Annotated in this window: 25 protein-coding genes; 9 read left to right on the forward strand and 16 right to left on the reverse strand. The window is 73.8% G+C overall.

Annotated elements, in window-relative coordinates; genetic code table 11:
- Nucleotides 1–109: 109 nt before the first annotated feature.
- On the reverse strand, nt 110–2,527 hold the full coding sequence (locus tag L6E17_RS25260; RefSeq protein ID WP_236243006.1) for a serine hydrolase: 2,418 nt from the start codon (nt 2,525–2,527) through the stop codon (nt 110–112).
- A 424-nt stretch (nt 2,528–2,951) separates the two neighbouring features.
- Between L6E17_RS25260 and L6E17_RS25265 the strand changes: the two genes are divergently transcribed.
- The 3 genes from L6E17_RS25265 to L6E17_RS25275 all read left to right on the forward strand — a co-directional run bounded on the left by L6E17_RS25265 (nt 2,952) and on the right by L6E17_RS25275 (nt 5,247).
- Complete coding sequence (locus L6E17_RS25265) at nt 2,952–3,689, forward strand: GPP34 family phosphoprotein (protein ID WP_236243007.1); 738 nt, start codon at nt 2,952–2,954, stop codon at nt 3,687–3,689.
- A gap of 249 nt (nt 3,690–3,938) precedes the next feature.
- Nucleotides 3,939–4,805: a helix-turn-helix transcriptional regulator gene (locus L6E17_RS25270; RefSeq protein WP_236243008.1), complete on the forward strand. Its 867-nt coding sequence runs from the start codon at nt 3,939–3,941 to the stop codon at nt 4,803–4,805.
- A gap of 241 nt (nt 4,806–5,046) precedes the next feature.
- A complete protein-coding gene (locus L6E17_RS25275) occupies nt 5,047–5,247 on the forward strand; it encodes a DUF397 domain-containing protein (protein WP_236243009.1) in 201 nt (66 codons plus the stop codon).
- Nucleotides 5,248–5,476: 229 nt separating this feature from the next.
- On the opposite strand, the gene L6E17_RS25280 is transcribed toward L6E17_RS25275, so the two are convergent.
- The 3 genes from L6E17_RS25280 to L6E17_RS25290 form a co-directional block, all read right to left on the reverse strand.
- On the reverse strand, nt 5,477–6,595 hold the full coding sequence (locus L6E17_RS25280) for an ADP-ribosylglycohydrolase family protein (RefSeq protein ID WP_236243010.1): 1,119 nt from the start codon (nt 6,593–6,595) through the stop codon (nt 5,477–5,479).
- A gap of 101 nt (nt 6,596–6,696) precedes the next feature.
- Nucleotides 6,697–6,909 carry a hypothetical protein gene (locus tag L6E17_RS25285; RefSeq protein ID WP_308315933.1) on the reverse strand — a complete coding sequence of 71 codons (213 nt, stop codon included), beginning with the start codon at nt 6,907–6,909 and terminating at the stop codon, nt 6,697–6,699.
- Nucleotides 6,910–7,052: 143 nt separating this feature from the next.
- A complete protein-coding gene (locus L6E17_RS25290) occupies nt 7,053–7,493 on the reverse strand; it encodes a DUF2269 family protein (RefSeq protein ID WP_236243011.1) in 441 nt (146 codons plus the stop codon).
- An 80-nt stretch (nt 7,494–7,573) separates the two neighbouring features.
- On the opposite strand from L6E17_RS25290, the gene L6E17_RS25295 reads away from it, so the two are divergent.
- On the forward strand, nt 7,574–7,924 hold the full coding sequence (locus L6E17_RS25295; RefSeq protein ID WP_236243012.1) for a PadR family transcriptional regulator: 351 nt from the start codon (nt 7,574–7,576) through the stop codon (nt 7,922–7,924).
- Nucleotides 7,921–8,670: a permease prefix domain 1-containing protein gene (locus tag L6E17_RS25300; protein ID WP_236243013.1), complete on the forward strand. Its 750-nt coding sequence runs from the start codon at nt 7,921–7,923 to the stop codon at nt 8,668–8,670. The genes L6E17_RS25295 and L6E17_RS25300 overlap by 4 nt, the downstream gene beginning before the upstream one ends.
- On the opposite strand, the gene L6E17_RS25305 is transcribed toward L6E17_RS25300, so the two are convergent.
- Nucleotides 8,583–11,348, reverse strand: coding sequence for a bifunctional FO biosynthesis protein CofGH (locus tag L6E17_RS25305; protein WP_236243014.1), 2,766 nt, complete (start codon nt 11,346–11,348; stop codon nt 8,583–8,585). The genes L6E17_RS25300 and L6E17_RS25305 overlap by 88 nt on opposite strands.
- Complete coding sequence (locus L6E17_RS25310; protein ID WP_236243015.1) at nt 11,326–12,156, reverse strand: LLM class F420-dependent oxidoreductase; 831 nt, start codon at nt 12,154–12,156, stop codon at nt 11,326–11,328. The genes L6E17_RS25305 and L6E17_RS25310 overlap by 23 nt, the downstream gene beginning before the upstream one ends.
- A gap of 371 nt (nt 12,157–12,527) precedes the next feature.
- On the opposite strand from L6E17_RS25310, the gene L6E17_RS25315 reads away from it, so the two are divergent.
- From L6E17_RS25315 to L6E17_RS25325, 3 genes are all read left to right on the forward strand, one after another.
- Nucleotides 12,528–13,349, forward strand: coding sequence for an IclR family transcriptional regulator (locus tag L6E17_RS25315; RefSeq protein ID WP_236243016.1), 822 nt, complete (start codon nt 12,528–12,530; stop codon nt 13,347–13,349).
- 46 nt (nt 13,350–13,395) lie between these two features.
- Nucleotides 13,396–13,725 (forward strand): putative quinol monooxygenase, encoded by a 330-nt coding sequence (locus tag L6E17_RS25320; RefSeq protein ID WP_236243017.1) that lies wholly within the window; start codon nt 13,396–13,398, stop codon nt 13,723–13,725.
- A 292-nt stretch (nt 13,726–14,017) separates the two neighbouring features.
- Entirely contained in the window at nt 14,018–15,457 is a 1,440-nt protein-coding gene (locus L6E17_RS25325) for a hypothetical protein (protein ID WP_236243018.1), read from the forward strand.
- A gap of 318 nt (nt 15,458–15,775) precedes the next feature.
- On the opposite strand, the gene L6E17_RS25330 is transcribed toward L6E17_RS25325, so the two are convergent.
- The 3 genes from L6E17_RS25330 to L6E17_RS25340 are packed head-to-tail and all read right to left on the reverse strand — an operon-like array spanning nt 15,776 to nt 17,012.
- Nucleotides 15,776–15,970, reverse strand: a complete 195-nt coding sequence (locus L6E17_RS25330; protein WP_236243019.1) for a DUF397 domain-containing protein — start codon at nt 15,968–15,970, stop codon at nt 15,776–15,778.
- A complete protein-coding gene (locus L6E17_RS25335; protein WP_236243020.1) occupies nt 15,967–16,185 on the reverse strand; it encodes a DUF397 domain-containing protein in 219 nt (72 codons plus the stop codon). Before L6E17_RS25335 ends, L6E17_RS25330 begins: the two co-directional genes overlap by 4 nt.
- Entirely contained in the window at nt 16,164–17,012 is an 849-nt protein-coding gene (locus tag L6E17_RS25340) for a helix-turn-helix transcriptional regulator (RefSeq protein ID WP_236243021.1), read from the reverse strand. The genes L6E17_RS25335 and L6E17_RS25340 overlap by 22 nt, the downstream gene beginning before the upstream one ends.
- Before the next feature lie 166 nt (nt 17,013–17,178).
- On the opposite strand from L6E17_RS25340, the gene L6E17_RS25345 reads away from it, so the two are divergent.
- Nucleotides 17,179–17,385 (forward strand): hypothetical protein, encoded by a 207-nt coding sequence (locus L6E17_RS25345; protein ID WP_308315934.1) that lies wholly within the window; start codon nt 17,179–17,181, stop codon nt 17,383–17,385.
- Nucleotides 17,386–17,643: 258 nt separating this feature from the next.
- On the opposite strand, the gene L6E17_RS25350 is transcribed toward L6E17_RS25345, so the two are convergent.
- The 7 genes from L6E17_RS25350 to L6E17_RS25380 form a co-directional block, all read right to left on the reverse strand.
- Entirely contained in the window at nt 17,644–17,970 is a 327-nt protein-coding gene (locus tag L6E17_RS25350; protein ID WP_236243023.1) for a hypothetical protein, read from the reverse strand.
- Nucleotides 17,889–18,503, reverse strand: a complete 615-nt coding sequence (locus tag L6E17_RS25355) for a hypothetical protein (RefSeq protein WP_236243024.1) — start codon at nt 18,501–18,503, stop codon at nt 17,889–17,891. The genes L6E17_RS25350 and L6E17_RS25355 overlap by 82 nt, the downstream gene beginning before the upstream one ends.
- Before the next feature lie 117 nt (nt 18,504–18,620).
- A complete protein-coding gene (locus tag L6E17_RS25360) occupies nt 18,621–18,938 on the reverse strand; it encodes a cupin (protein WP_236243025.1) in 318 nt (105 codons plus the stop codon).
- 217 nt (nt 18,939–19,155) lie between these two features.
- The gene (locus L6E17_RS25365; RefSeq protein ID WP_236243026.1) at nt 19,156–20,724 is read right to left on the reverse strand and encodes an APC family permease; all 1,569 of its coding nucleotides are present in this window, start codon (nt 20,722–20,724) and stop codon (nt 19,156–19,158) included.
- Nucleotides 20,725–21,039: 315 nt separating this feature from the next.
- A complete protein-coding gene (locus L6E17_RS25370) occupies nt 21,040–21,465 on the reverse strand; it encodes a PaaI family thioesterase (RefSeq protein ID WP_236243027.1) in 426 nt (141 codons plus the stop codon).
- Nucleotides 21,466–21,731: 266 nt separating this feature from the next.
- Complete coding sequence (locus tag L6E17_RS25375) at nt 21,732–22,661, reverse strand: serine/threonine dehydratase (RefSeq protein ID WP_236243028.1); 930 nt, start codon at nt 22,659–22,661, stop codon at nt 21,732–21,734.
- Nucleotides 22,662–22,715: 54 nt separating this feature from the next.
- Nucleotides 22,716–23,567, reverse strand: coding sequence for a proline hydroxylase (locus tag L6E17_RS25380; RefSeq protein WP_236243029.1), 852 nt, complete (start codon nt 23,565–23,567; stop codon nt 22,716–22,718).
- Between the last annotated feature and the right edge of the window lie 566 nt (nt 23,568–24,133).

Below are 24,133 nucleotides of genomic sequence, written 5' to 3' on the forward strand. Positions count from 1 at the left end.
GCCTCGTCTGCCGGTCTCGTCCGCCGGCCCGATCCGCCGGCCGGTCCGTCACCTCGTCCGTCAGCAAAGGCGCCCCGGACGGCGAAGTCCGGGGCGCCTGTGCGGTGGGTCAGCCGAGCCTGGTGAGCTTCGCGCCGATCCCGGGTTCCTCAAGGTCCTTCTGGAGCGCGACCGGCACGGCCACCCGCCCCTCGCCCTCACCGACGGTGAGGGTACCGACGACCGTGCCGTCGGGGGCGGAGCCCGGCAGGGCCTTCCCGCCGTCCGTGAGCTCCAGGTCGACGGTGAGGCCGCCCCAGCCGACGGGCTTGAGGTCCTCGGTCGCCACGACGGGGGTCCGGCCGCCGAGGCCGTCGTCGATGTGGCCGACCACCTCGCCCTTCTCCACGACGGTCTGCGACACGACCCCGTCCTGCGCCTTCTTGATGAGGTCGTAGCTGTACGTCTCGATGGCCAGCTTCGTCTTCAGGTGCAGCTGCTGGGGGCTCTTGACGCCCATGACGACACCGAGGATCCGGCGGAGCTTGCCGTCGACCTTCGTGTACGCGGCCCACAGCAGGTTTCCGCCCGCCGGGGTGGAGGTGCCGGTCTTGATGCCGGCGACGCCGCCCTTGAGCAGGATCCTGTTGCCGTTGTGCAGGGTGTGGCCGATCTGCGGCAGGGTGATCTGCGGCAGGTCGACGATCTCGCGGAACACCTTGTCCTGCATGGCCGCCTTCGCCAGCTTCAGCTGGTCGAGCGGCGTGGACACGGTGGTCTTCTCGAAGCCGCTGGGGTCGGTGTAGACCGTGTCCTTCATGCCGAGTTCCTTGGCGGCGTCGTTCATCTTCTTGAGGAACGCCTCCTCGCTGCCCGCGTCCCACCGCGCCAGCAGGTGCGCCACGTTGTTCGCGGACTGCACCATCAGCAACTGGAGCAGCTCGCCCTGGGTGTAGACCTGCCCCTCCTTGACGGGGGCGACCGACCAGTCCGGGTTGCTCGCCTGCTCCTCGGTCAGCTTGTCGATCTCTATCTTCGGCCCGCCGTCCTTGTCCTTCAGCGGGTGGCCCTTGAGGATGACGTAGGCCGTCATCGCCTTGGCGACACTGGCCGTGGGCTGCGGCTTCTGCGGCCCGTACGTGCCGATGAGCCCGACGCCCTCGACCTCGACGGCGCCCTGCCCCTCTCCCGGCCACGGCATGTCGAGCGTGCCGCCCTGGAAGGTGTACGACTCCTCGGCGGTGAGCCGCAGGGTCGGTTCCGGGAGCGGCCGCAGCAGCTGCACGGTCGCAAAGACGATCACCAGCAGGAGGACCAGCGGCGTCCAGATCTTGACCCGGCGGGCCGTCGTGCGCAGCAGGGTCTCCGGAGGCGGCGGGGTGTTCGTCAGCTCCGCCAGGAGGTCGAGCGGCGGCAGCGGGGGAACCGGCTGCTGCCTGGTCCGCTCAGCCTCGGTCAGAGACGCCGGAGTGGGCACGGTCGCGGTGACGGAAGCGGTGGAGGACTCCGCCGGAGCCTCGGCCCCGGCGGCGTCGGCAGAGCTGTCGGCGGCAGCGGGAGCGGTGGCGGCCGGGCCTCCGGCGGCGGGCTTCGCGGCCCGTGCGTCACCGGGCCGCAGCGGAACGAACCTGCTCGTCCGCTCGGCGTCCCCGTCGGTGTCGGCGGCGGCCCACTGGGGCGCGGCCTTGCCGGCGGCGGGCCCGGTCGGCTCCGCCGCGGCAGAGGCGGGCGCCGGCTTGGCCGGGTCGTGCTTGGCGGCCTCCTGCTTGGCGGAGGCGTTCTTGGCGGGGGCAGCATCGGTGGGCGTGCCGCCGCCGGGCACAGCGTCGCCGGGCACGGCGGCGGCGCGCGCGGCGTTGGAGGGCCCGGCGTCGGCGCGCGCGGCGTCGGAGGCCCTGGTGTCAGAGGTACCTGCGTCGGAGGTTGCGGCGTCGGCGGGGGCCGCCTTGCTGGGCTCGGCCTTGGTGGGGGCCGCCTTGGTGGGGGCCGCCGTGGCCGGGTCCGGCTCAGCGGAGTGCGTGTCGGGCTCGGCCGGCTCGCCGTTCGCGCGTGCAGGCGTCGAACCGGGCGTGACGGACGTGAAGACGGCGGTGGGCTGATCGACCTCGGGGCGCGGCTGGGCGCGCTTCTGGAAGGCGTGGAAGACCGCGGTGGGCTGGTCCACGGCCCCGGAGGACCGCTTGCCCCCCGTCTCGGCACCGGCACCGTCCGCCTCGGCGCCGTTCGCCTCGGCATCCTCGCGGTCGGCCTCGGCGCGCTCAGGCTCCGACTGGCCGGCCTCGGCGCCCGCGGAGCCCTCGGAGTCCTGCACCCTCTCCGGCTGACCGGACTGAGGGGGCCTGCCGGACTGTGCAGACCCGGCGCCCTTGTCCGACGTGTCGCCCGCACCCGAGTCCGCGACCGCGTCGGGCGCGTCGGCCGCGTCAGCCGTGCCGGCCGCTGCGACGTTCCTGCTGCTTCCTGCGCGCTCACCCGAGGGGCGCATGACGAGCGTGCCGTCGGCGGGGGCCGCCCGGTCGGCCGCACCGGCGCGCCGGGCATCCGCCACCGCCTCGGCGGAGCCCCGGCACCGCCCTCGCCGTCCGCCTCGGGGGTCTCGCTCACGGCCGGCTCGTCCGCGGGCTCAGGGTCCGGCCGGGGCGCCCGGAACACCGCCGTGGGCTGGTCGCCCGCCGGCAGTCCCGTGGCGGTCGACTCCGCGAGCCGGGGGTCGCGCCGTCCGGCAGAGCCGTCCGCAGCCGTCTCCCCCGGTGACCTCCGCTGCTCCGACTTGTCGGGGGACTCGCCCGCCACCGTGCCTCCTCAACCAACGCCTTGTCCGAACCGTGTACCAGTGTCCTGTGTGAGCACATGGCCACCCGTGCAAGACGAGAACGACATACCTACTGGTTCCCGCACGAAGCACCCAGGCACTCTCGACAGATGAATGTGAGAGGGGTCACCCTGTCATTCATCCACGCGGGGAGGCATGGATGGGCAGGAGCCGCAGAACACTTCCGGAGGAGCTTCTGCTGCTCGCTCTGGACCCGGCGACGGGTACCACAGCGCAGCCGCAGTCGCTCGACCTCGGCCTCGCCGGAGCGCAGCTAGTGGAGCTGGCTCTGGCAGGGCGGATAGCCCCTGACGGGGATCGTATCGCCGTGGTGATGCCACGGCCGACAGGAGATCCGACCCTGGACTCCGCACTGGAGCTGCTGCGCAGGCGCGGCAGTCCGGTACGGGCCGTCCACTGGATAGGCGGGCCCCGGCTGGGGCTGCGCCAGACGTACCTCTCGCACCTGGAGCGCTGCGGCATGGTCCACGCCGTGGAGAGCCAGATGTGCGGGGTGCTGCCGACGACGCGCTACCAGGCGACGGACACGGCGATCAGCCGGGAGATCAGGGCCCGGCTGGACAGTGCGATCCGCACCGGCGTCCCGCCGGACCCGCGGACCGCCGCGCTCGCCGCGCTCGCGCACGCCGTCGGGCTGGGCAAGCATCTGTACCCGGGGAACGAAGGGCGCTCGTCGCGTTCCCGGCTCCGGGACCTGATCAGGCACGACCCCATGGGCGGCCTCGTGGCGCACGCCGTGCTGGACGTCCAGAACGGCGCGGCCGCGCAGCCGCGCCGGGCCGCCGCCCCGGGTGGCGCCGGCCGGCAGTCCCCCGGCGCGCCCCTGCGGTCGCCGTCGCGCCGGCCCGGGTCCATGGCCCGGGCCGCCGCGAGCTGAACGTCCCGCAGGACACGGGTGCCCCACCCGTCGCACAACCGCACGCCCGCCGTACCGACGTCCCCACCAGGCCCGGTCCGGGAGCCGCACGAGCGCGCGGGACGGTCTTCCAGGCCGTTCCGCGCGTTCGCGATCGCTCACCCGTGTGGCAATTCTCCAGCGCGGCACGGCCTTTGGTGGCAGTCTGCTGAGCGGTAGATACGCAGAGCAACGCCCGCGACAGAGCAGGCAGCCGGAGGTGCAGTTCCCGTGGCGTCGAACGTCAACCCCACCGTCAGGCGGCGCAGACTGGGCATGGAGCTCCGCCGACTGCGAGAACAGAAAGGCATGACGGCGGAGGAGGTCGCGGAGCGCCTCCTGGTCTCCCAGTCGAAGATCAGCCGGTTGGAGAACGGGCGCCGCTCCATCAGCCAGCGCGACGTCCGCGACCTGTGCGAGGTGTACGAGGTCGAGGACCGCCGGATGGTGGACTCGCTGATGCAGATGGCCAAGGACTCCCGCCAGCAGGGGTGGTGGCACGCGTTCGGGGACATCCCGTACAGCGTCTACATCGGCCTGGAGACGGATGCGGCGTCGCTGCGCGTGTACGAGCCGCAGATCGTGCCGGGGCTGCTGCAGACCCGGGCGTACGCGGAGGCGGTGATCACCGGGGCGCTGCCGGAGGCGCCGGCCGCCGACATCGAGAAGCGGGTCAACGTCCGCACGCGGCGCCAGGACCGCGTCAAGGACACGGACAAGCCGCTGCGGCTGTGGGCTGTGATCGACGAGTCCGCGCTGCGCCGGGTCGTCGGCACGCCGCAGGTGATGGTGGAGCAGCTGGAGTCGCTGATCGAGCAGTCGCACCTGCCGCACGTCACCGTACAGGTCCTGCCGTTCGAGATGGGCGCGCACCCGGGGATCAGCGGGCACTACGCGATCCTGGAGTTCCCCGACGCGACCGACTCGTCGGTCGTCTACATCGAGGGCGTCACCAGCGACCTGTACCTGGAGAAGCCGAACGACGTGCAGCGCTACAGCCTTATGTACGAGTACCTGCGCGCGCAGGCCCTGGGTGTCGAGCAGACCCGGCAGTTCCTCGCCAAGGTCGCCAAGGAGCACGCCGAGGCGGCGCGCTGAGGGGTGCGGATCCCGCGGCCCCGCATGCACGGTTTGCCGGATTCGACCGAACCGTGGCCGAGAAAGCCGGCACCGTACACCGCTGCCGGCTCCCAGCGGAAGACCGCGCCTGCATATGCCATCCGGTCGAGTGAACGCCCGTCCCGCACGCGGAGGTCGGCGAGTAGCGTCGATCACGCCAGCCTCCGGGTTGGCGTGACTCCTACCAGCCAGAATCAGCCAGAACCGGGAGCGAAAGCACATGGCCATCACTCAGGGCGCCACCGACACCTGGACCAAGTCCTCCTACTCCGGCGGCAACGGCGCATGCGTCGAGGTCAAGTCCCCTGTCGTCGCCTCCGTCGCGGTCCGCGACTCCAAGGTCCCGGCGGGCCCTTCGATCACGTTCGTCGCGGACGCGTGGAACGCCTTCGTCCGCGAGGTGGGCACCGAGTCCCTCTGAGCACCCCGCTCCTCCGCGCACCGCCGTAGAGCCCTCTCGACTGGTCGCCGTCCCGGCCGAGGGGGCTCGGCCTTTTCCCCGGGCCTGCCGGGCGGTGTCTTGGCCGTTGCTTTTCCGGCCTTTTCTGTGAAGTTGGTCGACATACCGGTCAGTACCCGGCAGGGTGGCCTCTGAGCGGCGCCACCGGTCCAGCCTCCCCCTTCCCGCCCGGACCGGTCGTACCGCCCCGCTACCGCGGATAGCGCGCGAGCCAGCCCGGTGACGCGGCCGTCGGGCCGTGCAGCGCGGGGCCCTGCGTCATCTCCATCGCGAAGTCGTCGGCCATTTCCAGGACCGTCGACCGTCCTTCCAGTTCGGCGAGCCAGGCGGGCGGCAGCGCCGTCTCGCCATGCAGGACGCCCAGCAGCCCGCCGGTCAGCGCGCCCGTGAGCTGCGAGGGCCCGTCGTGGTTCACGGCCAGCCGCAGGCCGTGCCGTACGTCCTCGCCGACCTGGGCGCAGTACAGCGCGATGGCCAGTGCGTCCACGGCGGCCTCGCCGTCCGTGTCGCCCAGGGACGCGATCCGGTCCGGCGAAGGCGCCCCCTGCCGTACGGCCGCGAGGGCCTGGTCCATGGCCGCGGCGACCGGTTCGTGGCCGGGCCGCGGCGCCAGTTGGGCGGATGCGCCGCGGACGGCCGCGGCGATGTCCTGGCCGCGCGCGACGCCGTGCACCACGACGGCGTACGCCCCTGCCGCGAGGTACGCCTCGGGGTGGCCGTGCGTCTGAGCGGCGCACTCCACGGCCAACTGGCACACCAGGTGCGGCTCCCAGCCGACGAGCAGGCCGAAGGGAGCGGAGCGGGCGAGGGCGCCGGCGTCCCGCGCGGCGGGGTTCTTCGGCCGGTCGAGGGTGCCGAGGACGTCGTCGCCGAGCCCGGTGAGCGTGGCGCGGTCGGGGCCGCGGCGGGAGTACAGCCACTCCTGGGCGGCGAGCCATCCGTTGTCCTTGCGCCGCTCGTCCGGGCCCCAGTCCCGCTGGGTGGCCGCCCAGCGCAGGTAGGCGCGGTGCAGGTCGGTGGGAGGGTGCCAGGTGCCCGTGTCGCGCCGCACGTGCGCGCGGATCAGCCCGTCGACGGTGAAGAGGGCGAGCTGCGTGGCGGAGGTGACGGCCCCCCGGCGCCCGTAGGCGGGTGCGAGGTCGGTGAGCCCGTCGGCCCCGTGAGCGGCACGGATGGACTCCACGGGCAGGTGCGCGACGCCCGCGCCGAGGGCGTCGCCGATCGCGGTGCCGAGCAGGCAGCCCCGTACGCGGGACCGGAAGTCCTGCTGCTCGGCACGGCCCCAGACCGCTGCCGCCGTGGTACTCACCGCAGGCCCTCCACGAGGTAGCTCCGCCCAGCACTGCTCCGGCCAGCACTGTAATCGAACGGGTCCCCTGCGACGGGGGGTTCAGCGCAGCACCGGGGGGTTCAGCGCAGCAGTCGCAGCACCAGGAGGCCGCCGGCCCCGGGGACGAGCGAGCACCAGCGGGCGGCGGGCGTCGCCCGCGGCCCCGCGGCGAAGGTCAGGGCGATCACCGCGAGGTACGCCGCTCCGTGCACGGGGCCGCCGAGCGAGGTGACGGGCCCTGCGTGCACGGTGGCCAGGTTCAGGAGGAGCGCCAGCAGGGAGGCCGCCTCCACGGCGGCGGCCAGGCGCAGTGGCCGGGAGCGGGGACGGGGGCAGGGATGGGGGTGGGGCCCGGGGCCGGGATAGGGCGCGGGACCGGGACGGGGGTGGGCCCCGGGGCCGGGACGGGGCGCGGGGCCGGGACGGCTCACAGCGCTCACGCCCCCGTCGTGGAGCCGGGCCGGACGATCATCAGGACCACCACGACCGACCACAGCAGGTTGAAGACGCCCGTGGCCATCGCCAGCCGGGCCGTCGCCGGCCGGGGCAGGTCCTGCTCGCCGCCCTCGGCCCGGGCCAGCAGGCGGCTCTGGGCCGGCAGGACGACGAGGCCGAGGAGGGCGGCGGCAACGACGGTCAGCCCCATCGACACGACGAGCCAGGCGTCCGTGAGGACGCCCATCTGCGCGCCGGTGGCGATGCCGAAGACCGGGACGACGACACCGGCGACGGCGTAGCCCCGGCACACCCGGTGCAGGAACACCGCGACCTTCACCGACTCCCGCACGTACCGCGGGAACAGGGAGGCCGCCACGGCGACCGAGCCCACCGCCAGGATGGCGGCGAGGACGTGGACGGACAGCAGGAACTTGGTCACGGCAGGACTCCCCCACGCGACGATATGTTGGCTGCCAATAGATAGCACGCCTACCGCTTGATTAGGTAGGCTGCCTACCTATGAGGGCAGACGCGGTACGCGGCCACCTGGACGGGCTCCTGCTGGCCGTACTCGAACCCGGACCGCTGCACGGCTACGCGATCATCGCCGCCGTCCAGCGGCGCAGCGGAGGCGCGCTGGAACTGCGCACCGGCACCATCTATCCGGCGCTCCAGCGCCTGGAGCGCCTCGGCCTGCTGCGCAGCAGCTGGGACTCCTCCGCAGGCGAGCGGCGCCGCCGCAGCTACGAGCTGACGGACGCGGGCCGCCGCAGCCTCGCCGACGAGCGCTCCTCCTGGCAGGAGTTCACGCGCGCCATCGGCTCCGTGCTGAACCCGGACGCGCCCGCGTCGCCGGGCCTCGCGACATGAACACCGAGCGGTTCGCCGCCGACCTGTCCGGCGCCCTGCACGGCCCCGCCCGGGTCAAGGCCCACATGGTCGACGAGGTGCGCACCGGCCTGGCGGACACCGCGGACGCCTACGAGGAGGCCGGCCTGACGGCCGGGCAGGCCGCCGCGGCCGCCGTGCGGGACTTCGGCACGCCCACCGAACTGGCGCCCGCCCTCCAGCGGGAGCTGACCGTCGCACAGGCGCGCAGCACCGCCCGCACGGCCGCCCTCACCGTCCCCTTCGCCGCCGTGTGCTGGCTGCACGTACGGCTCGTGGACGGCGCAGGCCACGCGGCCGTGCCCTTCCTGACCGCCCATCTGGCGGCCGTCGCCGTCGTCGCCGCGCTGCTCGCCGCGGGGACCCTGGCCGCGACCGGCCCGCTCGCCAGGCGGCTGCCGACGCCGCACCGGCTGCCGCTCGCGGTGGCCTGGGTGGGCACCGCCGCGAGCGTCGCCATGGCCGTCGCCGCCGTGTGCCTCGCGGTGCTGGCGGTGCTGGCCACCGAGTGGGCAGCGGCCGCGGGGGCGGCGCCCTGGCCGTCGCGGCCCACGCCGTCACCGCCCGCTCCGCCCGCACCTGCCGCATCTGCGCCCGGCTGCCCGCCGCACCCTGACGCCGCGGCCGCGCGGGCGGCGTGTCAGTCGGTCGCCAGGGGCAGCAGCGCGGGCAGGTGCCCGTCCGAGGCCGCGGCGGCGGCCCGGCGCTCTTCCGGTACCTCCCCGTAGAGGGTCGTCCGGGGCCGGGCGGGCCGGCCCGCCGCCTCCGCTATCGCGACGAGGTCCCGGACGGACTTGTACGAGCCGTAACCCGACCCGGCCATCCGCGAGATCGTCTCCTCCATGAGCGTGCCGCCCAGGTCGTTCGCGCCGGAGCGCAGCATCTCCGCGGCGCCGTCGGCACCCAGCTTCACCCAGCTCGTCTGGATGTTCCTGATGTGCGGGTGGAGCAGGAGCCGCGCCATGGCCGTCACGGCGCGGTTGTCCCGCACGGTCGGGCCGGGCCGGGCGATGCCCGCGAGGTACACGGGCGCGTTGGTGTGCACGAACGGCAGCGTCACGAACTCCGTGAACCCGCCCGTCTCCTGCTGGACGCGGGTGAGCGTGCGCAGGTGGCCCAGCCAGTGCCGGGGCTGGTCGACGTGGCCGTACATCATCGTCGACGACGACCGTATGCCGAGTCCGTGTGCCGTCTTCACCACGTCGATCCAGGTGGCGGCGGGCAGCTTGCCCTTGGTGAGGATCCACCGCACCTCGTCGTCGAGGATCTCCGCCGCCGTGCCGGGGATGGAGTCGAGCCCCGCTTCCTTGGCGGCGCACAGCCAGTCCCGCACCGGGAGGCCGGTGCGCGCGGCGCCGTTGACGATCTCCATGGGCGAGAAGGCGTGCACGTGGATGCCCGGCACGCGCTGCTTCACCGCCCGCACGATGTCGGCGTACGCGGTGCCGGGCAGGTCCGGGTGGATGCCGCCCTGCATGCACACCTCCACCGCGCCGACCTCCCACGCCTGCGCGGCGCGGTCCGCGACCTGCTCCACGGACAGGGTGTAGGCGTCGGCGTCGGTCCTGCGCTGGGCGAAGGCGCAGAAACGGCAGCCGGTGTAGCAGACGTTGGTGAAGTTGATGTTGCGCGTGACGATGTAGGTGACGTCGTCGCCGACGGCCGCCTTCCGTACGGCGTCGGCGACGCCGCACAGGGCGTCGAGGGCCGGGCCGTCGGCGTGCAGGAGGGCGAGCGCCTGGGCGTCGGTGAGCTTCTCGGGATCGTCGGCGGCGACGGCGAGCGCGGCCCGCACGTCGGTGTCGATCCGCTCCGGTGCGGAGCCCGGACCGGTGGCGTTTCGCGGACCCGGAGGACCGACCGCGGGACCTCCCGCGGGATCGCCCGCGGGGGCGCCTGCCGGAGTGCCCGCGGCGTGATCGGCCGGGGTGCCCGCGGCGGCTTCGGCGGCTTCGCGCAGGGCGTCCCAGTCCCCGTACACGGAGTCGAAGTCGTCGCGCCGGTCGGTCGTGCGCCCCTCGGTGTCGATGGTGCGGTGCAGGTCGGTGCGGCCGCCGGGGGCGGGGAACGCCTCGTCCGGCTCCTGCCATGGCAGCCCCCTCGGCACGGCGTCCTCCCGTGCGAGCCCCGTCCCGGGGTCGGCGAGCGCGGCCACGTGCGGGCGCAGCCGCGGGTCCAGCCACGGTTCTCCGCGCCGCACGAACTCGGGGTACACGCAGAGCCGTTCCCGCAGTGTGAAGCCGGCCGCCGCCGACTGCTCGGCGAGGCGCTCGATCTGCGGCCAGGGCCGCTCCGGGTTGACGTGGTCGATGGTGAGCGGGGACACCCCGCCCCAGTCATCGACGCCCGCGCCGATCAGCCGCCCGTACTCGCCGTCCACGAGGTTCGGCGGGGCCTGGAGGCAGGCGGACGGCCCCAGGATGTGCCGCGCCACGGCCACGGTGGCGACGAGCTCGTCCAGCTCGGCGTCCGGCATCCCGCGCATCGCCGTGTCCGGCTTGGCGCGGAAGTTCTGGATGATGAGCTCCTGGATGCCGTGGTAGGCGCGGGAGACGCGGCGCAGCGCGAACAGCGACTCGGCGCGCTCCTCGTACGTCTCGCCGATGCCGATGAGCAGCCCGCTGGTGAACGGCACCGACGTGCGGCCCGCGTCCTCCAGCACCCGCAGCCGCACGGCGGGTTCCTTGTCGGGCGAGCCGTGGTGGGGCTGCCCGGGCTCGCTCCACAGCCGTTCCGCCGTGGTCTCCAGCATCATGCCCATGGAGGGTGCGACGGGCTTCAGCCGCTGGAAGTCCGTCCACGACATGACCCCGGGGTTGAGGTGGGGCAGCAGCCCGGTCTCCTCCAGGATGCGGATGGAGATCGCCCGCACGTAGGCGAGGGTGTCGTCGTAGCCGTGCGCGTCCAGCCACTCCCGCGCCTCGGGCCACCGGTCCTCCGGCTTGTCCCCGAGCGTGATCAGCGCTTCCTTGCAGCCCAGCGCGGCGCCCTTGCGTGCGATGTCCAGCACCTCGTCCGGCGACATGAACATCCCGTGCCCGTCGCGCCGCAGCCGGCCGGGGACCGTCGCGAAGGTGCAGTAGTGGCACCGGTCCCGGCACAGCCGGGTGAGCGGCACGAAGACGCTCTTCGAGTAGGTGATGACCCCGGGGCGCCCGGCCGCCGCGAGCCCCGCGTCCCGGATCCGCGCGGCCGACGCGGCCAGCGCGTCCAGGTGGGCGCCGCGCGCCTGGAGCAGCACGGCGGCCTCGGAGACGTCGAGCGCGACACCGTCCCGGGCGCGTCTCAGGGCGCGGCGCAGCGCGTTCTCGGTGGGCCGGTCCTGGGGTCCTGTGGAGGTCACGCCCCGAGCATACGAGCGGGCCGGGGGCGCTCCCCCGGGGTCAGAGGTACTGGCCGTACTCATCCAGCACCCCCAGGACCTCCGCCTCGCCCGCGGGCGGGAGCTGCACGACGACCTCGTCCACGCCCAGCTCCGCGTAGTGCGCGAGCTTCCCGGGGGTGGGGCGCACGGCGTACGGCACGACCCGGAGGTCCTTGGGGTGCCGCCCGGCCCGCTCCCAAGCCTCGCTCAGCTGCGGGATGCTGTCGGCCAGTCCGCTGCCGCCGATGGGCAGCCAGCCGTCCGCGTAGGCGGCGATGTCCGCGAAGAGCCGCGGCCCGGCGGAACCGCCGACGAGGATGCGCGGCGCTCCGCCCCGGACGGGCTTGGGATGGGCGAGGGACGCGGCCACGGACGCGAACTCGCCTTCGTACGCCTGCGGTTCTTCGGCCCACAGGGCGCGCATGAGGGCCAGGTGGTCGCGGACGCGGGCCCGGCGGGTCCGCCACTCCACGCCGTGGTCGGCGGCCTCCTCCCTGTTCCAGCCGAAGCCGACGCCGAGCGTGAACCGGCCGCCGGACAGGTGGTCGAGCGTGGCGACCTGCTTGGCCAGGTCGATCGGGTCGTGCTGCGCGACCAGGGTGATGCCGGTGCCCAGCGCGAGCCGCTCGGTGACGGCGGCGGCCTGCGCCAGCGCCACGAACGGGTCGAGGGTGCGCCCGTACTCCCTCGGCAGCTCACCGCCTGCCGGATAGTCGCTGGTCCTGTCCACGGGAATGTGCGTGTGCTCCGGCACGTACAGTCCGGCGAACCCGCGCTCCTCCAGCTCGCGGGCGAGCCGGACGGGGCTGATGGTCTCGTCCGTGAGGAAGATGGTGGTGGCGATACGCATGTGTCCCCTCCCGCTGTCGCGGCCCGGCGGCGTCCCCGCTGCCCGACCCTCTGCTGCCCGACCCTCTGCTGCCCGACCCTCTGCTGCCCGACTCTCCGCTGCCCAGCCCTCTGCTTCCGGCCCTCTGCTTCCGGCTGCCTGCGCTCCGGCTCATCACTGCCCGGCTCGGCCCGGTTCCTCACTGCCGGGACCATCCCTGCCCGGCTCGTCTCCGCCGGGACCCTCCCCGCCCGGCTCCGGCGCCTTCCTGACCGGACAACGTGCGACGTTCGCCGAGGATTTCCGCATCCCAACACTCGTTCGAGTGAATCGGCCACCGCAGCCGCGCTCTGGCCTACGCTCGCAGGGCCACGTCGGAAGGACCCCCAGCCATGCCCCCCGAGCCCCGCACCCCCGCCCCCGGGCCCGCCCACGTCCCCGGCGGCACCGGCACCGGCACCGGCTCCGGCCCGCAGTCGGTGGACCGCGCCCTGGAGATCCTCGACGCGGTCGCCGACGCCGACGGGCCGGTGGCGGCGAGGGCCCTGGCCCGGCGGCTGGGCTGCTCGCTGTCCACCGTCTACCACCTGCTCGGCCCGCTCACGGCACGCGGCCACGTCGTGCGGTCGCCCGGCGGCGGGTACGCACCCGGTCCGCGGGCCGCGGCCCTGCACCGCTCCCTGCAGCGCCACGTGGGCTGCGCCCCGGGCGTCGCGGAAGCGCTGGCCCGACTGCGCCGGGCCTGCGGCGCGGAGGCGTACTTCACGGCGTACCGGGACGGCCACATCACCGTCGTGGACTCGACCGCGCCGGTCACGGACACCGCCCACCCCTTCACCCCCGGCCCCGACCCCCGCGCCCACGCGACCGCCCACGGCAAGGTCCTGCTGTCCGGCCTCGGCCGGGCGGCCCGCCGCCGCTACCTCACCGATCACGGCATGGCGCGCTTCACGCCCCGGACGATCACGTCCGCCGACCGCTTCGAGGCGGAGATGTGCCGGATACGGGCCGACGGCGGCCTCGCCCTGTCGGTGGGCGAGGCGGACCCCGCGTACACGTGCCTGGCGGTGCGGCTGCCGGGCCCGGCCGACGGCACGGCGCTGCACGCGCTGTCGGTCTCCTTCCCGACCGCCGACCTCGCGCACCGGCGCAGTGCGCTGCGCGACGCGCTGCGGGCGGCGGCGGCCGGTTTTCCGACACTGCCGGAACGCTAGGCACGTCGCCTTGCGGGACGGGGCGCGCCCTCCCACCCTGGGGCCCATGATTTTCATCGCTGTCAGGTTCACCGTCCGCCCCGAGTACCGCGACCAGTGGCTGACCCTGGTCGACGACTTCACCCGCGCCACGCGCGCGGAGCCGGGCAACCTCTTCTTCGACTGGTCCCGCGACGTGGAGAACCCGGACCGCTTCGTCCTGCTGGAAGCCTTCGCCGACGCCGACGCCGGTGCGGCGCACGTCGCGGCGCCCCACTTCAGGGCGGGACTGGACGCCATGGCCCCCGCGATCGCGGAGACCCCGGAGATCATCAACGTGGACATCCCGGAGGCGGACGGCTGGGGCGCGATGGCGGAGCTGGCCCCGCAGGCGTAGCCCTCACGCGGGGCGAGCAGCCCGCCGAACGGTACGGGGGGCCGCTCGGCGGGCACCCCGGCGCCACCCGGCCGCCACGGGCCGCACGGTCGCGGCTGCGGGGCGCCGGAAGCCGGCGCGCCCCGACCCCCACGTCGGCCGCCCGCACAGCGCTGTGCGGCACCGCGTCCGGGCGCGGATCCGGGCCGTGCTACCTGAGGTGGTGGGCCGACAGGTGACGTACCTCCCAGGTCGCACGGAAGCAGAGCCTGAGGGCTGACGCCGCGGCGCGGAACCCCGCGAAGGATGGGACGTGTTGGCGACGATCACTGGAGTCCGCATGTCCCCCTGGGAGATCCTGGCCGTGCTCAGCACGGCCGTTCTGGCCCTGGTCCGCTGGTTCCCGGCCGGCGTCCGGCGCCCCGTGGCACTCGCCGCGGCGGCGGTGGCCGTCGTGGTGACGGCGATACTCGTCGTGTCCGGGCTGCGTTGGCAGCTGGTGCCGGTCCTCGCGGGCACCGCGATCGCGCTCCCCTTCGCCGTGGTGCCGGTGCTGCGGCAGCGCGCCGGGCAGCGTCCCCGGCGGGTGAGGTGGTGGCTGGCGCTGCCGGGCACGGCCGCGATGCTCGCGCTGATCTCCGTCGGCCCGCTGGCGGCCTGGGCGCTGCCGACCCCGGTGTTCCCCGCGCCCTCCGGGCCGTACGCGGTCGGCACCACCGTGCTGGAGTGGACCGATCCCGAGCGCCCGGAGCCCTTCACCGCCGACCCCGGCGACCGCCGCACCGTCCCGGTGCAGCTGTGGTACCCCGCACAGGCGGGTCAGGCGAAGGCCGCGCGGTCGTTCCAAGGCGCCCGCACCGCGCAGGAGGCACGCGACGTGCAGAACGCGCTGGCCGACTCGTTCGGGATACCCCGCTTCCTGGCGTCCGACGTGACGAGCGCCCGCACCGCCGCCGTCTTCGACGCCCCGGTGGTGGAGGACTCCGGGAAGTTCCCGGTCATCGTGTTCTCCCCGGGGCTGAGCGGCGTACGCACGTCGAACATCGTCCTGGCGCAGGAATGGGCCAGTCGCGGCTACGTCGTGGCGACGCTGGACCACCCGTACGACTCGGCGCTCACCTCCACTGGCGGCAAGCCGGTCCGCAGCCGCAACCAGGACGCCGTCACCGGCGACCCGGAGAAGGATCGACGTGCCGTGAAAGCCAACGTCGACGTGCGCGCGGCCGACATCCGCTTCGTCCTCAGCCAGTTGGAGCGGCTCGACCGGGGCGAGGTCACCGGGCCGGCGGCGGGGTTCCTGGACACGCGTCGGGCTGCGGCGGTCGGGCACTCACGCGGCGGTGCGGCCGCCCTGGCGGCTGCTCAGGACACGCGGTTCCGCGCGGTGATCAACATCGACGGGGGTCTGCGGGACGCGGGCGTGCGCCCGTTCCCCCAGCCCGCTCTCGCGATCACCAGCCCGGTCTCCGTGAGGGAGAACGCCGACTTCGTCTCCGACCTCGACGACGTGCTCACCGCGGGCTCCGCCACGTCCTACCGCTTGAGCATCCCCGACACCGGGCACCTCTCCTTCACCGACGCCGCGCTCTACTTCCCGCCCCTGCCCTCGCTGCTGGGCACGGTGGGCCGCACGGAGGGGCTGCGGGTCACCGCGGAGGCCACCACCGCGTTCCTGGACTCCGCGCTCCGCGGCCGGTCGGGCGACCCGGCCGAGCAGCTCCGTGCCCACGGCGACCTCACCGTCCACGAGTAGCCGCCTGCACCCGGCTGCGCGCGGCCCCGAACACCGCGGTCAGCGGCCACCGGGCCCGAGGGCGGGGCGTATGCACCACCAGTGCGCCGTCCAGGACGCCCCGCCCTCGCAGCCGTGCCCGCAGCGCCTGCTCCTGCTGCCTGGTGGCGGTGAACCACAGGGACGTGCCCGTGTCACCCGCGCTGAAGACCAGCCGCCCGCTCTTCCAGCCCTCGCGCCGATCGAATGGAGGGCCGCAGCACGTGCAGGGCCTGCCGGTGGACGACCGCGGCGTCGGCCGGATGCGCGCCGCCCGCGAGCACGAACTCGCGGGCGCCGTCAGACGGCGAGGTCGTCACTGCGGACGGCCGCGACGAACGAGGCCCACGCCCGGGACGTGAAGGACAGCGGGGCAAGGTCGGGGGCCTTGCTGTCACGGACGGGGACGGCGCCGGGGACGCTGTCGGCGACCTCGACGCAGTCGCCCCCGTCCTGGTTGCTGTAGCTCGACTTGCGCCAACCTGGGGCGGTCATGCCGTCAGCGTGCCTTGGCGAACGCCGGTGACGAACTGCTGCCACACGTGGGGCGTGAACGACAGGGGCGTACGGGCGGGGTCCTTGCTGTCACGGACGGGGACGGCGCCGGGAACGCTGTCGGCGACCTCGACGCAGTTGCCCCCGTCCTGGTTGCTGTAGCTGGACTTGCGCCACGTCGCGGCGCTCAGGGCTATGACACGGGCGGCGGACATAGGGTTTCCTCCAGGACTCGCTGTACGAACTCCACCGACTCATGCGGGGAGAGGGCACGGTCGCGAAGCCGATCGTAACTTTGCAGCAGTTGGCCGACCCTTTCTGCGTCCTCGACCAGTTCCCCGCTGCGTCCAGTCTCCACCCAGGCGACCGCCATGCCATCCGGCAGGCGTAGAAACGTAGCGTCGGTGGTGAGCATCTCGTGCAGCCCGGCCGCAAGCGGAATGACTTGCATCCTGACGTTCCACCACGTGGCCACCTCGACAAGGTGTGCCAACTGCTCATGCCACGCCGCCAGGTCCGTCAGCCCGCGGCGAAGTACCGACTCGTCAAGAATGGCGCGGAACTGCGGTGCTTCGTCACGGGTCAGCTGCTTGTGGCGGCCAAGACGGGCTTCCACCTGCTGCTCAAGTCTTCTGCCCGGTTCCAACCCGCCCAGCTTGAGCACCCCGCGGGCGTACTCTCTCGTCTGAAGCAAGCCCGGCACCACGCAGGGCGAATACTGCTGAATGCTCGTCGCCTGAGCCTCCAGCTTCATGTAGCGGCGGTACCGCGCCTTGAACTGCGGTGTGTCCGCGACGGCCAGGTCCCAGAGTGTCAGCAGCACCCCGGACGTGCCGTAGTACTGGTCCAGTGCCTTGACGACGTCCTCACTGCCGAGCGTGGCGCCCTTCTCCATCTTCCCGAACAGCGACCAGTCCCAGCCGAGCGCCCTGCCCAGGTCGCGCAGGCTGTCCCCGCGCTGGTCCCGCAGCGACCTCAGCTCCTCGGCGAACCGGATGCGCGGCTCCTGGCTTCGGCCGGTGACCCCGTGGTTCGGCTCCATGCAGCCCCCTTTGTGGAACGTGTGGAAGCACTCGCGTACGGCGTTGAAGGGCGTCCCCGCCACACCAACTCCTCCCGCAATCCAAGGGCATGCTCGTCACGACAAGCACACCCAGCGTAGCCATAGTGATGTGCGTCACACTCACATGGCGGAACGGAGTAGGCCCATGTACGCGAAGTTCAGGGAAGTCATGGACGCGCGGGACGCGCTCGCGAGCGCGCTGCGGCAGGCGGGCATCCAACTGCCCGCGCTGGACGTCCGCGTCACGGGGCGGGCGGACGACCCCGGGTACGGGCTCGTCGAGCTCGGCGTCTGCGCCGCGCCCGTGGCACACGCGCTGGCCGCGGTGATCGCACGGGGTGCGGCGAAGTGAGTCGGGTCCGGTGGTGGCGGTGGCGGAGGTCCGCGCGGACAGCGGGGGCGTCGCCCCCAGCACCGCGACCACGGGAAGGGCACGGGGCCGGGGAACCCCCGCGGTCATACCTCCAGTCGTTCGTGGGCGGGCACCTCGGCTACTGGATGGCCCACGAGGTTCCCCAAGGGGGCCGGCAGGCGCCACCAGCCGAGTGACGCCCGGGGCGACGCCCCGCCCTCGGGCCTCAACGGCGGTGGCCCTTGACGGCCGTGGGCCTCAACGGCTCCCGCCGGTCTCCGCCTCGTATCGCTTCGCCCGGGCGTCCCAGAGCTTGATCGCGCCGACGCCGCCGACCACCATCGCGCCGCCGATGAGGCTCTGGCGGACGGGGGCCTCCTGCTCGCGGGTCTTCATCTCCTCGTACGTCGTGTCCTCGCCCGAGTTGAGGGAGCGGCACAGCGAGCCCGGCGTCATGGTGGTGCTGCCGCACTTCGGCTCGCCGCCCCGGGTCGCCAGGCCGATCAGTCCGACCAGCAGGAAGATCGCGCCGCCGAACGCGGCCAGTACGCCCAGCCCGATGACGAGTCCTCCCCCGCGTGGCATCCGGGCCTCGCCCGCAGTCGTGGCGGGGGTCCCCGCCCCGCCGTCCGATCCCCGCCCGGCGCCCGTCCCGCCGCGCCGCCCGGGCGGGCGCCGCCGGGCAGGCAGGCCCGCAGCCAGGCGGTGTCCAGGCCGGCGGCCTCCGGGCTCAGGCCCTCCGTGTCGAGTTGCTCCAGCGTGCCGTCGGCCCGCAGGGCGGCGATCCGCAGGGCAGACAGGTTCCGGCGCGGCCACACGGCGACCGCGACCACCAGCCGCTGCCCGCCGGTCCGCACCGCTTCGAGGGTGTGGACGGCGCACTCGGCCTCCATCGCCTCCAGCAGGAGCCGGGTCGACTGCGGCGAGCCGTGGAAACCGTTCTGCAGCGCGTCGGCGGTGACGGAGCCGACCATCTCGGTGCGGGGAGGGCGGTAGGCCCGGATCGTCTCGGGCACCCCGCCCCGCTCGCGCAGGGCCGCACATGCCTCGGTGAAGGCTTCGTGCAGGAAGCGTTCCAGGTATTCGAGCGGTTCGGGTTCCGGGGCGTGACCTGTCATGGGCCCGAGTGTGGCGCATCCGGGCCATTGGATTGGAGTTCTTTTCTAGAAAAGTTCTCTACTTCACAGTCGCTCCCCCGCCCCCGCCTGACGCGGGGCCGCCGCTCGCCGGGCGGCTCAGTCGTTGACCGCCGTCAGCAGGAACGCCACGTCCGTGACCGCCACGAGGCTGTGCCGCTCCTGCGGCACCAGGTAGAGGTCGCCGTTGGTCAGCTCGATCTCCTCCGTCGCGGTCCGCAGCTTCAGGACCCCGCGCAGCACCTGGAGCGACGCGGCCGGTGGCGCGTTGTGCTCGTCGAGCTTGGTTCCCGCGGTGAGCGCGATGACCGTCTGGCGCAGCGGCTGCTGCCTCAGCAGCAGGTTGGCGCTGCGGCCGTGCTCACTGCGGTGTGCGGCGACCAGATGTTCCTCGGCGATGGCGTAGAGGTCGTACATAGGCCCCAGCCTGCACCGGCGGCAGCGGGAGCGCATGTCGGCCCGCGCCCCGTACGCCACTCCGGCCGGGTGTCCGCCGCGGCCGCCCGCACCCGCCCGCACCCGCCCGCACATGCGGACGGCCGTGCGGTCGGGGCTGGTGCCCCGGCCGCACGGCCGTGCCGGCGACCCGGTGGAAGAAGGACTCGGTGGAAGGGGGAGGGAAGAGGGGCCCGGCTCAGTCCTGGACGACGAGCGCCGGCGTCTCCTTCGTCAGCACCTCGCCCCGGAAGAACGCGGGGCTGCGGCGCTGCATCCAGAACATGAGCACCGCGCCCAGCAGGAGCAGCCCCACACCGATCACGAAGACGGAGCCGACACCGAAGACCGCCGAGCCGCTGCCGTACGCCGGGTCCCACATGTCCTTCAGGGTCTGCAGGAAGACGGCCGTCAGCATCAGGCCGCCGAGGCCCGGCAGGATCCCCTTGACGAACAGGTCGCGGGTGGAGCGGCGCAGGTCGCCGCGGAAGTACCAGACGCAGGCGAAGGCGGTGATCGCGTAGTAGAAGCAGATCATCAGGCCGAGGGCGTAGATGGTGTCGACCAGGACGTTCTCGCTGACCAGGGACATGACCGAGTAGAAGACGCCGGTGGCGACACCCGCGACGACCGTGGCGCGGCCGGGCGTCTTGTGGACGGGGTGGACCTTCGCGAAGGCCGGCGGGAACGCCTCGTACGTCGACATCGCGAGCGCGGTGCGGGCGACCGGGATGAAGGTGGTCTGGAGGCTGGCGGCAGCGGAGGCCAGGACGGCCGTGAAGAGCAGGATGCCGAGGCCGGAACCCATGATCGGCGCGGCGAGCGCGGCGAAGACGTTGTCGGAGGTGTCCGGGTTGCCGAGGCCGAGGCCCTCCTCGCCGATACCGGCGTACATCTGCACGGCGATGGCGACCATCAGGTACGAGGACACGATGACGACGATCGCGAGCAGGGCGGCGCGGCCGGGGGTGCGGGCGCTGCCGGTGGTCTCCTCGTTCACGGACAGGCAGGTGTCCCAGCCCCAGTAGATGAAGATCGAGAGGGAGAGGCCTGCGGTGAAGGCGGCGAAGGACTCGACCTCGAAGGGGTTCATCCAGGACCAGGAGAAGGAGAGCGACCCGGCGACCTCCCCGGCGTTCGCCACGGCCATGGCGGCGAACAGCACGATCACGGCGAGCTGGAGGCCCACGAGGGCGTACTGCAGCCACTTGGTGGCGGTGATGCCGCGGTAGCTGACGACGGTGGCGGCGGCCACGAACGCCAGGGTGGTGGCGATGTGGACGGCCTTGTTCCCGTCGAGGGCCGCGATGTCCGGATTGCCGGTGATCTCGCCCATCGTGAGCCAGAAGAAGGACGTGGCGACACCGGCGAGGTTCGACAGGACCACCACCGTGGCCACGAGCAGGCCCCAGCCGCACATCCAGCCGACCTTCGGCCCGAACGCCTTGACGGACCACGTGAAGGACGTGCCGCAGTCCGGGACGGACCTGTTGAGCTCGCGGTACGCGAACGCCACGAGCAGCATGGGGAGGAACCCGGCCAGGAAGATGGCGGGCATCTGCAGGCCGACCTCGCCGACCGTCGGGCCGAGGGTCGAGGTCAGACAGTAGACGGGGGCGACGGTCGAGACGCCGATGACGGCACCGCCCATCAGCCCGACGGAGTTCCCGCCGAGGCCCTTCGCGCGGACGCCGCCGCCGGATCCGCCCGCCGCGGGGGCGTTCCTTACCGTGTCTCCGGCCGGGGGCCGGGCTTCCACCTGAGTCATGAAGAGGAAGGTAGGCGCTGCGGTTTCCACATCCGGAGGACAAGGCTCCGGACCCCACCCCTTCGTTCCTGCGGGACGAAACGGTCGCTGGGCATGGAATGAAAGATCGGTTTTCTCTTCAATCAAGCAAACAGGGAACCCGACCAAGGGTGTTCGATATACGGGAACCGAAGGTGTGACCGATTTGTCGGCTTTAAAAATTTCCCGTGCTTGTTTTGCCCGCCCGCTTCCCGGGGGCCGCCCTCCGTTCACGGGGCCGCTCCCCGGCCCCCTGGCCCGGGTCGGCCCCGCCCCGGAGCGTCTGCCTCCCCGCGCCTATCCCAGCAGGGCGTACACCGTGGACGCGCGGGCCGCTGCCTCCGCCTCTCCCTCCGCGGTCATGACGACGTCCGCGAAGGCCAGCCGCTTACCGAGCTTGGTGATCCGCACCTCCACCAGCACGTCCGCCCCGACGACCGGACGCTGGAAGGACGTGGACTGCTGGACCGTCGTCATCGGGACGTACGCCCCCCGGGCGCAGGACACCGCGACGACGGTCGCCGTGTCGGCGGCGGCCATCAGCGCCTGGCCCGACAGCGCGCCGCCCTCCCGGGCGAGCGCGGTCGACCAGGGCAACCGCAGCACGGCGTGGCGCTCGCCCGTCTCTTCCACGGACAGGCCGAGTGCGAGCACCCAGGGGGCGAAGTTGTCGGCGAGGATCTTGTCGGCTTCGGCGGGCGTGTACGAAGGCGTGGGCGTCATGGACCGATGGTGCCGTGCCCCGGCCCGCCCCACCAGAAGCCCGCGCCCTCGCGGAAGGCCCACCGGCGCGGCAAGCCCCCACCCTGGGGGAAGGCCCGCCCGCAAAGGTGACCGCCCCGGCGGGAAGGCCCACCCCGGGAGAGGGCCCCATCCCCGCGAGAGGGCCCACCCCCGCGAAAGGGCCACCCCCGTGTGACGCCCCGCCCCCGCATGGAGCCCCGCCCCCGCGGGGCGCCCGGGCCTCCGGGCTGTCCGGCGCGCCGGCGTCAGTCGCGGGGCACCAGGTCGGCCGGGTCGGTGTTGGCCCCGCAGACCACGACCGCGACCCGCTCGCCCTCGGCGGGCCCGTACGCGCGCAGTCCTGCCAGCGCGGTGCCGGCGGCGTGCTCGACGGCGAGCCGGTGCTCGTCCCACAGTTCCTGCCGGGCCCGCACGATGTCGGCGTCCGGTACGAGGACCGAGGCCACGTCGTACTCCTGGGCGGCGTACAGCGCCATGGGGGTGACGCGCCGGGCGCCGAGCGAGTCGGCGGCGACGGACGCCACCGGCACGTCCACGACCTCCCCGGCCGCGAGGGCCGCGTTCAGGGCGCGGCAGTCCGCCGGTTCCACGGCGACGACCCGCACACCGTGCTCGTGCGCGGCCGTGGCGACCCCGGCGAAGAGGCCGCCGCCCCCGACGGCCACCACGACCGTGTCCAGCCCGGGCAGCCGCTGGTGCAGCTCCTCCATGAGGGTGCCCGCGCCGGCCGCGATGAGCGGGTGGTCGTACGCGTGCGAGGCCAGCGCCCCCGACTGCTCGGCGAAGGCCCGGCACGCCTCCGCCGCCTCGGCGTACTCGCTGCCCACGAGCCGGACGTCCGCGTCGTACGCCCGGAGCCGGCCCACCTTGACGGCGGGGGCGTTCGCGGGCAGGAACACGGTGGCGCGCACCCCCTGCTCCCGGGCGGCCCAGGCGCAGGCGAGCCCGGCGTTGCCGCCGGAGGCGATGGTGACCCCGGCGTCGGGCAGGGTCCCGGCCTCCTGGTGGGCCCGGACGAAGTTGGCGGCGCCGCGGGCCTTGAACGTGCCCGTGTGCTGGAGCATCTCCAGCGCCAGCCAGGTGTCGCCGTCCGCGGGCGCCACGACCAGCGGACGCACCTGCCCGGACACGCGCCGCGCGGCGGCGGTGACGTCCTCGTACGTGAGGTGGATCATGCTTCGACGATACGCCGACGGCACCGGGCGCTCATCCCGCCTCGGCCCCGCCCCTCACGACCACACCACCGGTCGGCCCGTCGACGTGAGGCCCAGGAAGAACGCGAAGGCGATGCGGCGGCCCAGGCCCGGGGCGTTGGGCTCCACAGCGTGGAAGTTGGCGGGGTTGAAGAGGAGGGCGTCGCCGAGATGCGGCGGCAGGTCGACGCGCTGGCGGTCCGCCACGGCGGCGGGGGCGTAGCCGTACGCCTCCCGGTGGTGCTCGTCGGACGGCTCCCAGCGGTGGCGCCACACCGTGGTGGCGCCACCGCCGGCCTCCGCGACGCTCACGTACAGGTTGAAGGCGAGCTGGGCCAGGACGTCCTGGTCGAAGAGGCCGTCGGAGAACTCGCGGTTGATGTCGTCGTAGTGCATGAGCAGCCCCGCGTTGATCTCCCGCAGGGTGCCGCCGAAGACGGGGCGGCCGTCCACCGTGGCGGGGGCCGCGGCCGTGCCCCAGGCCGCGCCGAGGCGGTCGAGGCAGTACGCCACGGGGTCGACGCCCAGGTCGGCGGTGCGGTTCCACTGGCGCCACTCCTTGCGGGCGGACTCGGCGTCGGGCCAGTACCGGTCCGCGTCGAGCCGGCCGCCGGGGAGGCGGTAGTCGTTGAGCGCCGGGCCGAAGCGGAGGACGGGCGTCGGCACGCGGGCCGGGTCGTACGGGGCGGTGGGGAGGCGGGTCAGCGCCTCGGTCACGGCACGGCACGTCGGGGCGTCCAGGAACAGGGGGACGCGGACGGCGGCGAGCGTCCCGGCCGCCAGCCGCGACAGGTGGCGGTCGGTGAAGGCCGGGGCGTCCACGGCCCGGAAGAGCGGATCGAGCACGTCGTCGTGCGCGGGAGCGGTGGTACGGCCTGCGGTGGCCATGGCGCACCTCCTCCGGTCGTCCTGACGGGCAGGGCGTTCGGTCGTGCGGAGCGTCGCGCGCGCCTTTCGACGGTACGCCGGGGACCGCGGGGCCGCATGCCGGGGCCGGGGCACCGGGCGCTCCGCGGGCCCGGCAGCGCCCGTGCCGGGGACGGGGTGGAGTGTGGCGGATCGTGTCACGAGCCTGTGCGGAGCGTCGCCCCGCTACTGACGGGTCCGCCAGGACAAGGCACACTGTCAGCGGCGATAGCAGCGGTACGGGCAGGGGGAGCTATGGGCCGTGACGGCGGGCCGCGGGTGCCGAGGCAGCGTGCTGCGGGAGCGGCGCGAGCACGGGGCGGCCAGGCGCCGGACGGCCGCGCGGCGAACAGAACCGGCCACCCCGGCACCGCGGACGACGCGCTCCCGGACGCGGTGCGTCCGGAGCCCTCCCCGCGCGGGGAGCACGGGGAGCACGTGGAGCCCGCACAGCACGCGCCCCCTCCGCAGCAGGAGCCTGCCGCGGGCCCGGCGCGGCGCGGGGCCCCCGTACCCGCCCCCTCCCACGGCGGGGAGCCCGCGCACCG

It is taken from the genome of Streptomyces sp. CC228A, from assembly GCF_021390935.1.
Classification (GTDB): domain Bacteria; phylum Actinomycetota; class Actinomycetes; order Streptomycetales; family Streptomycetaceae; genus Streptomyces.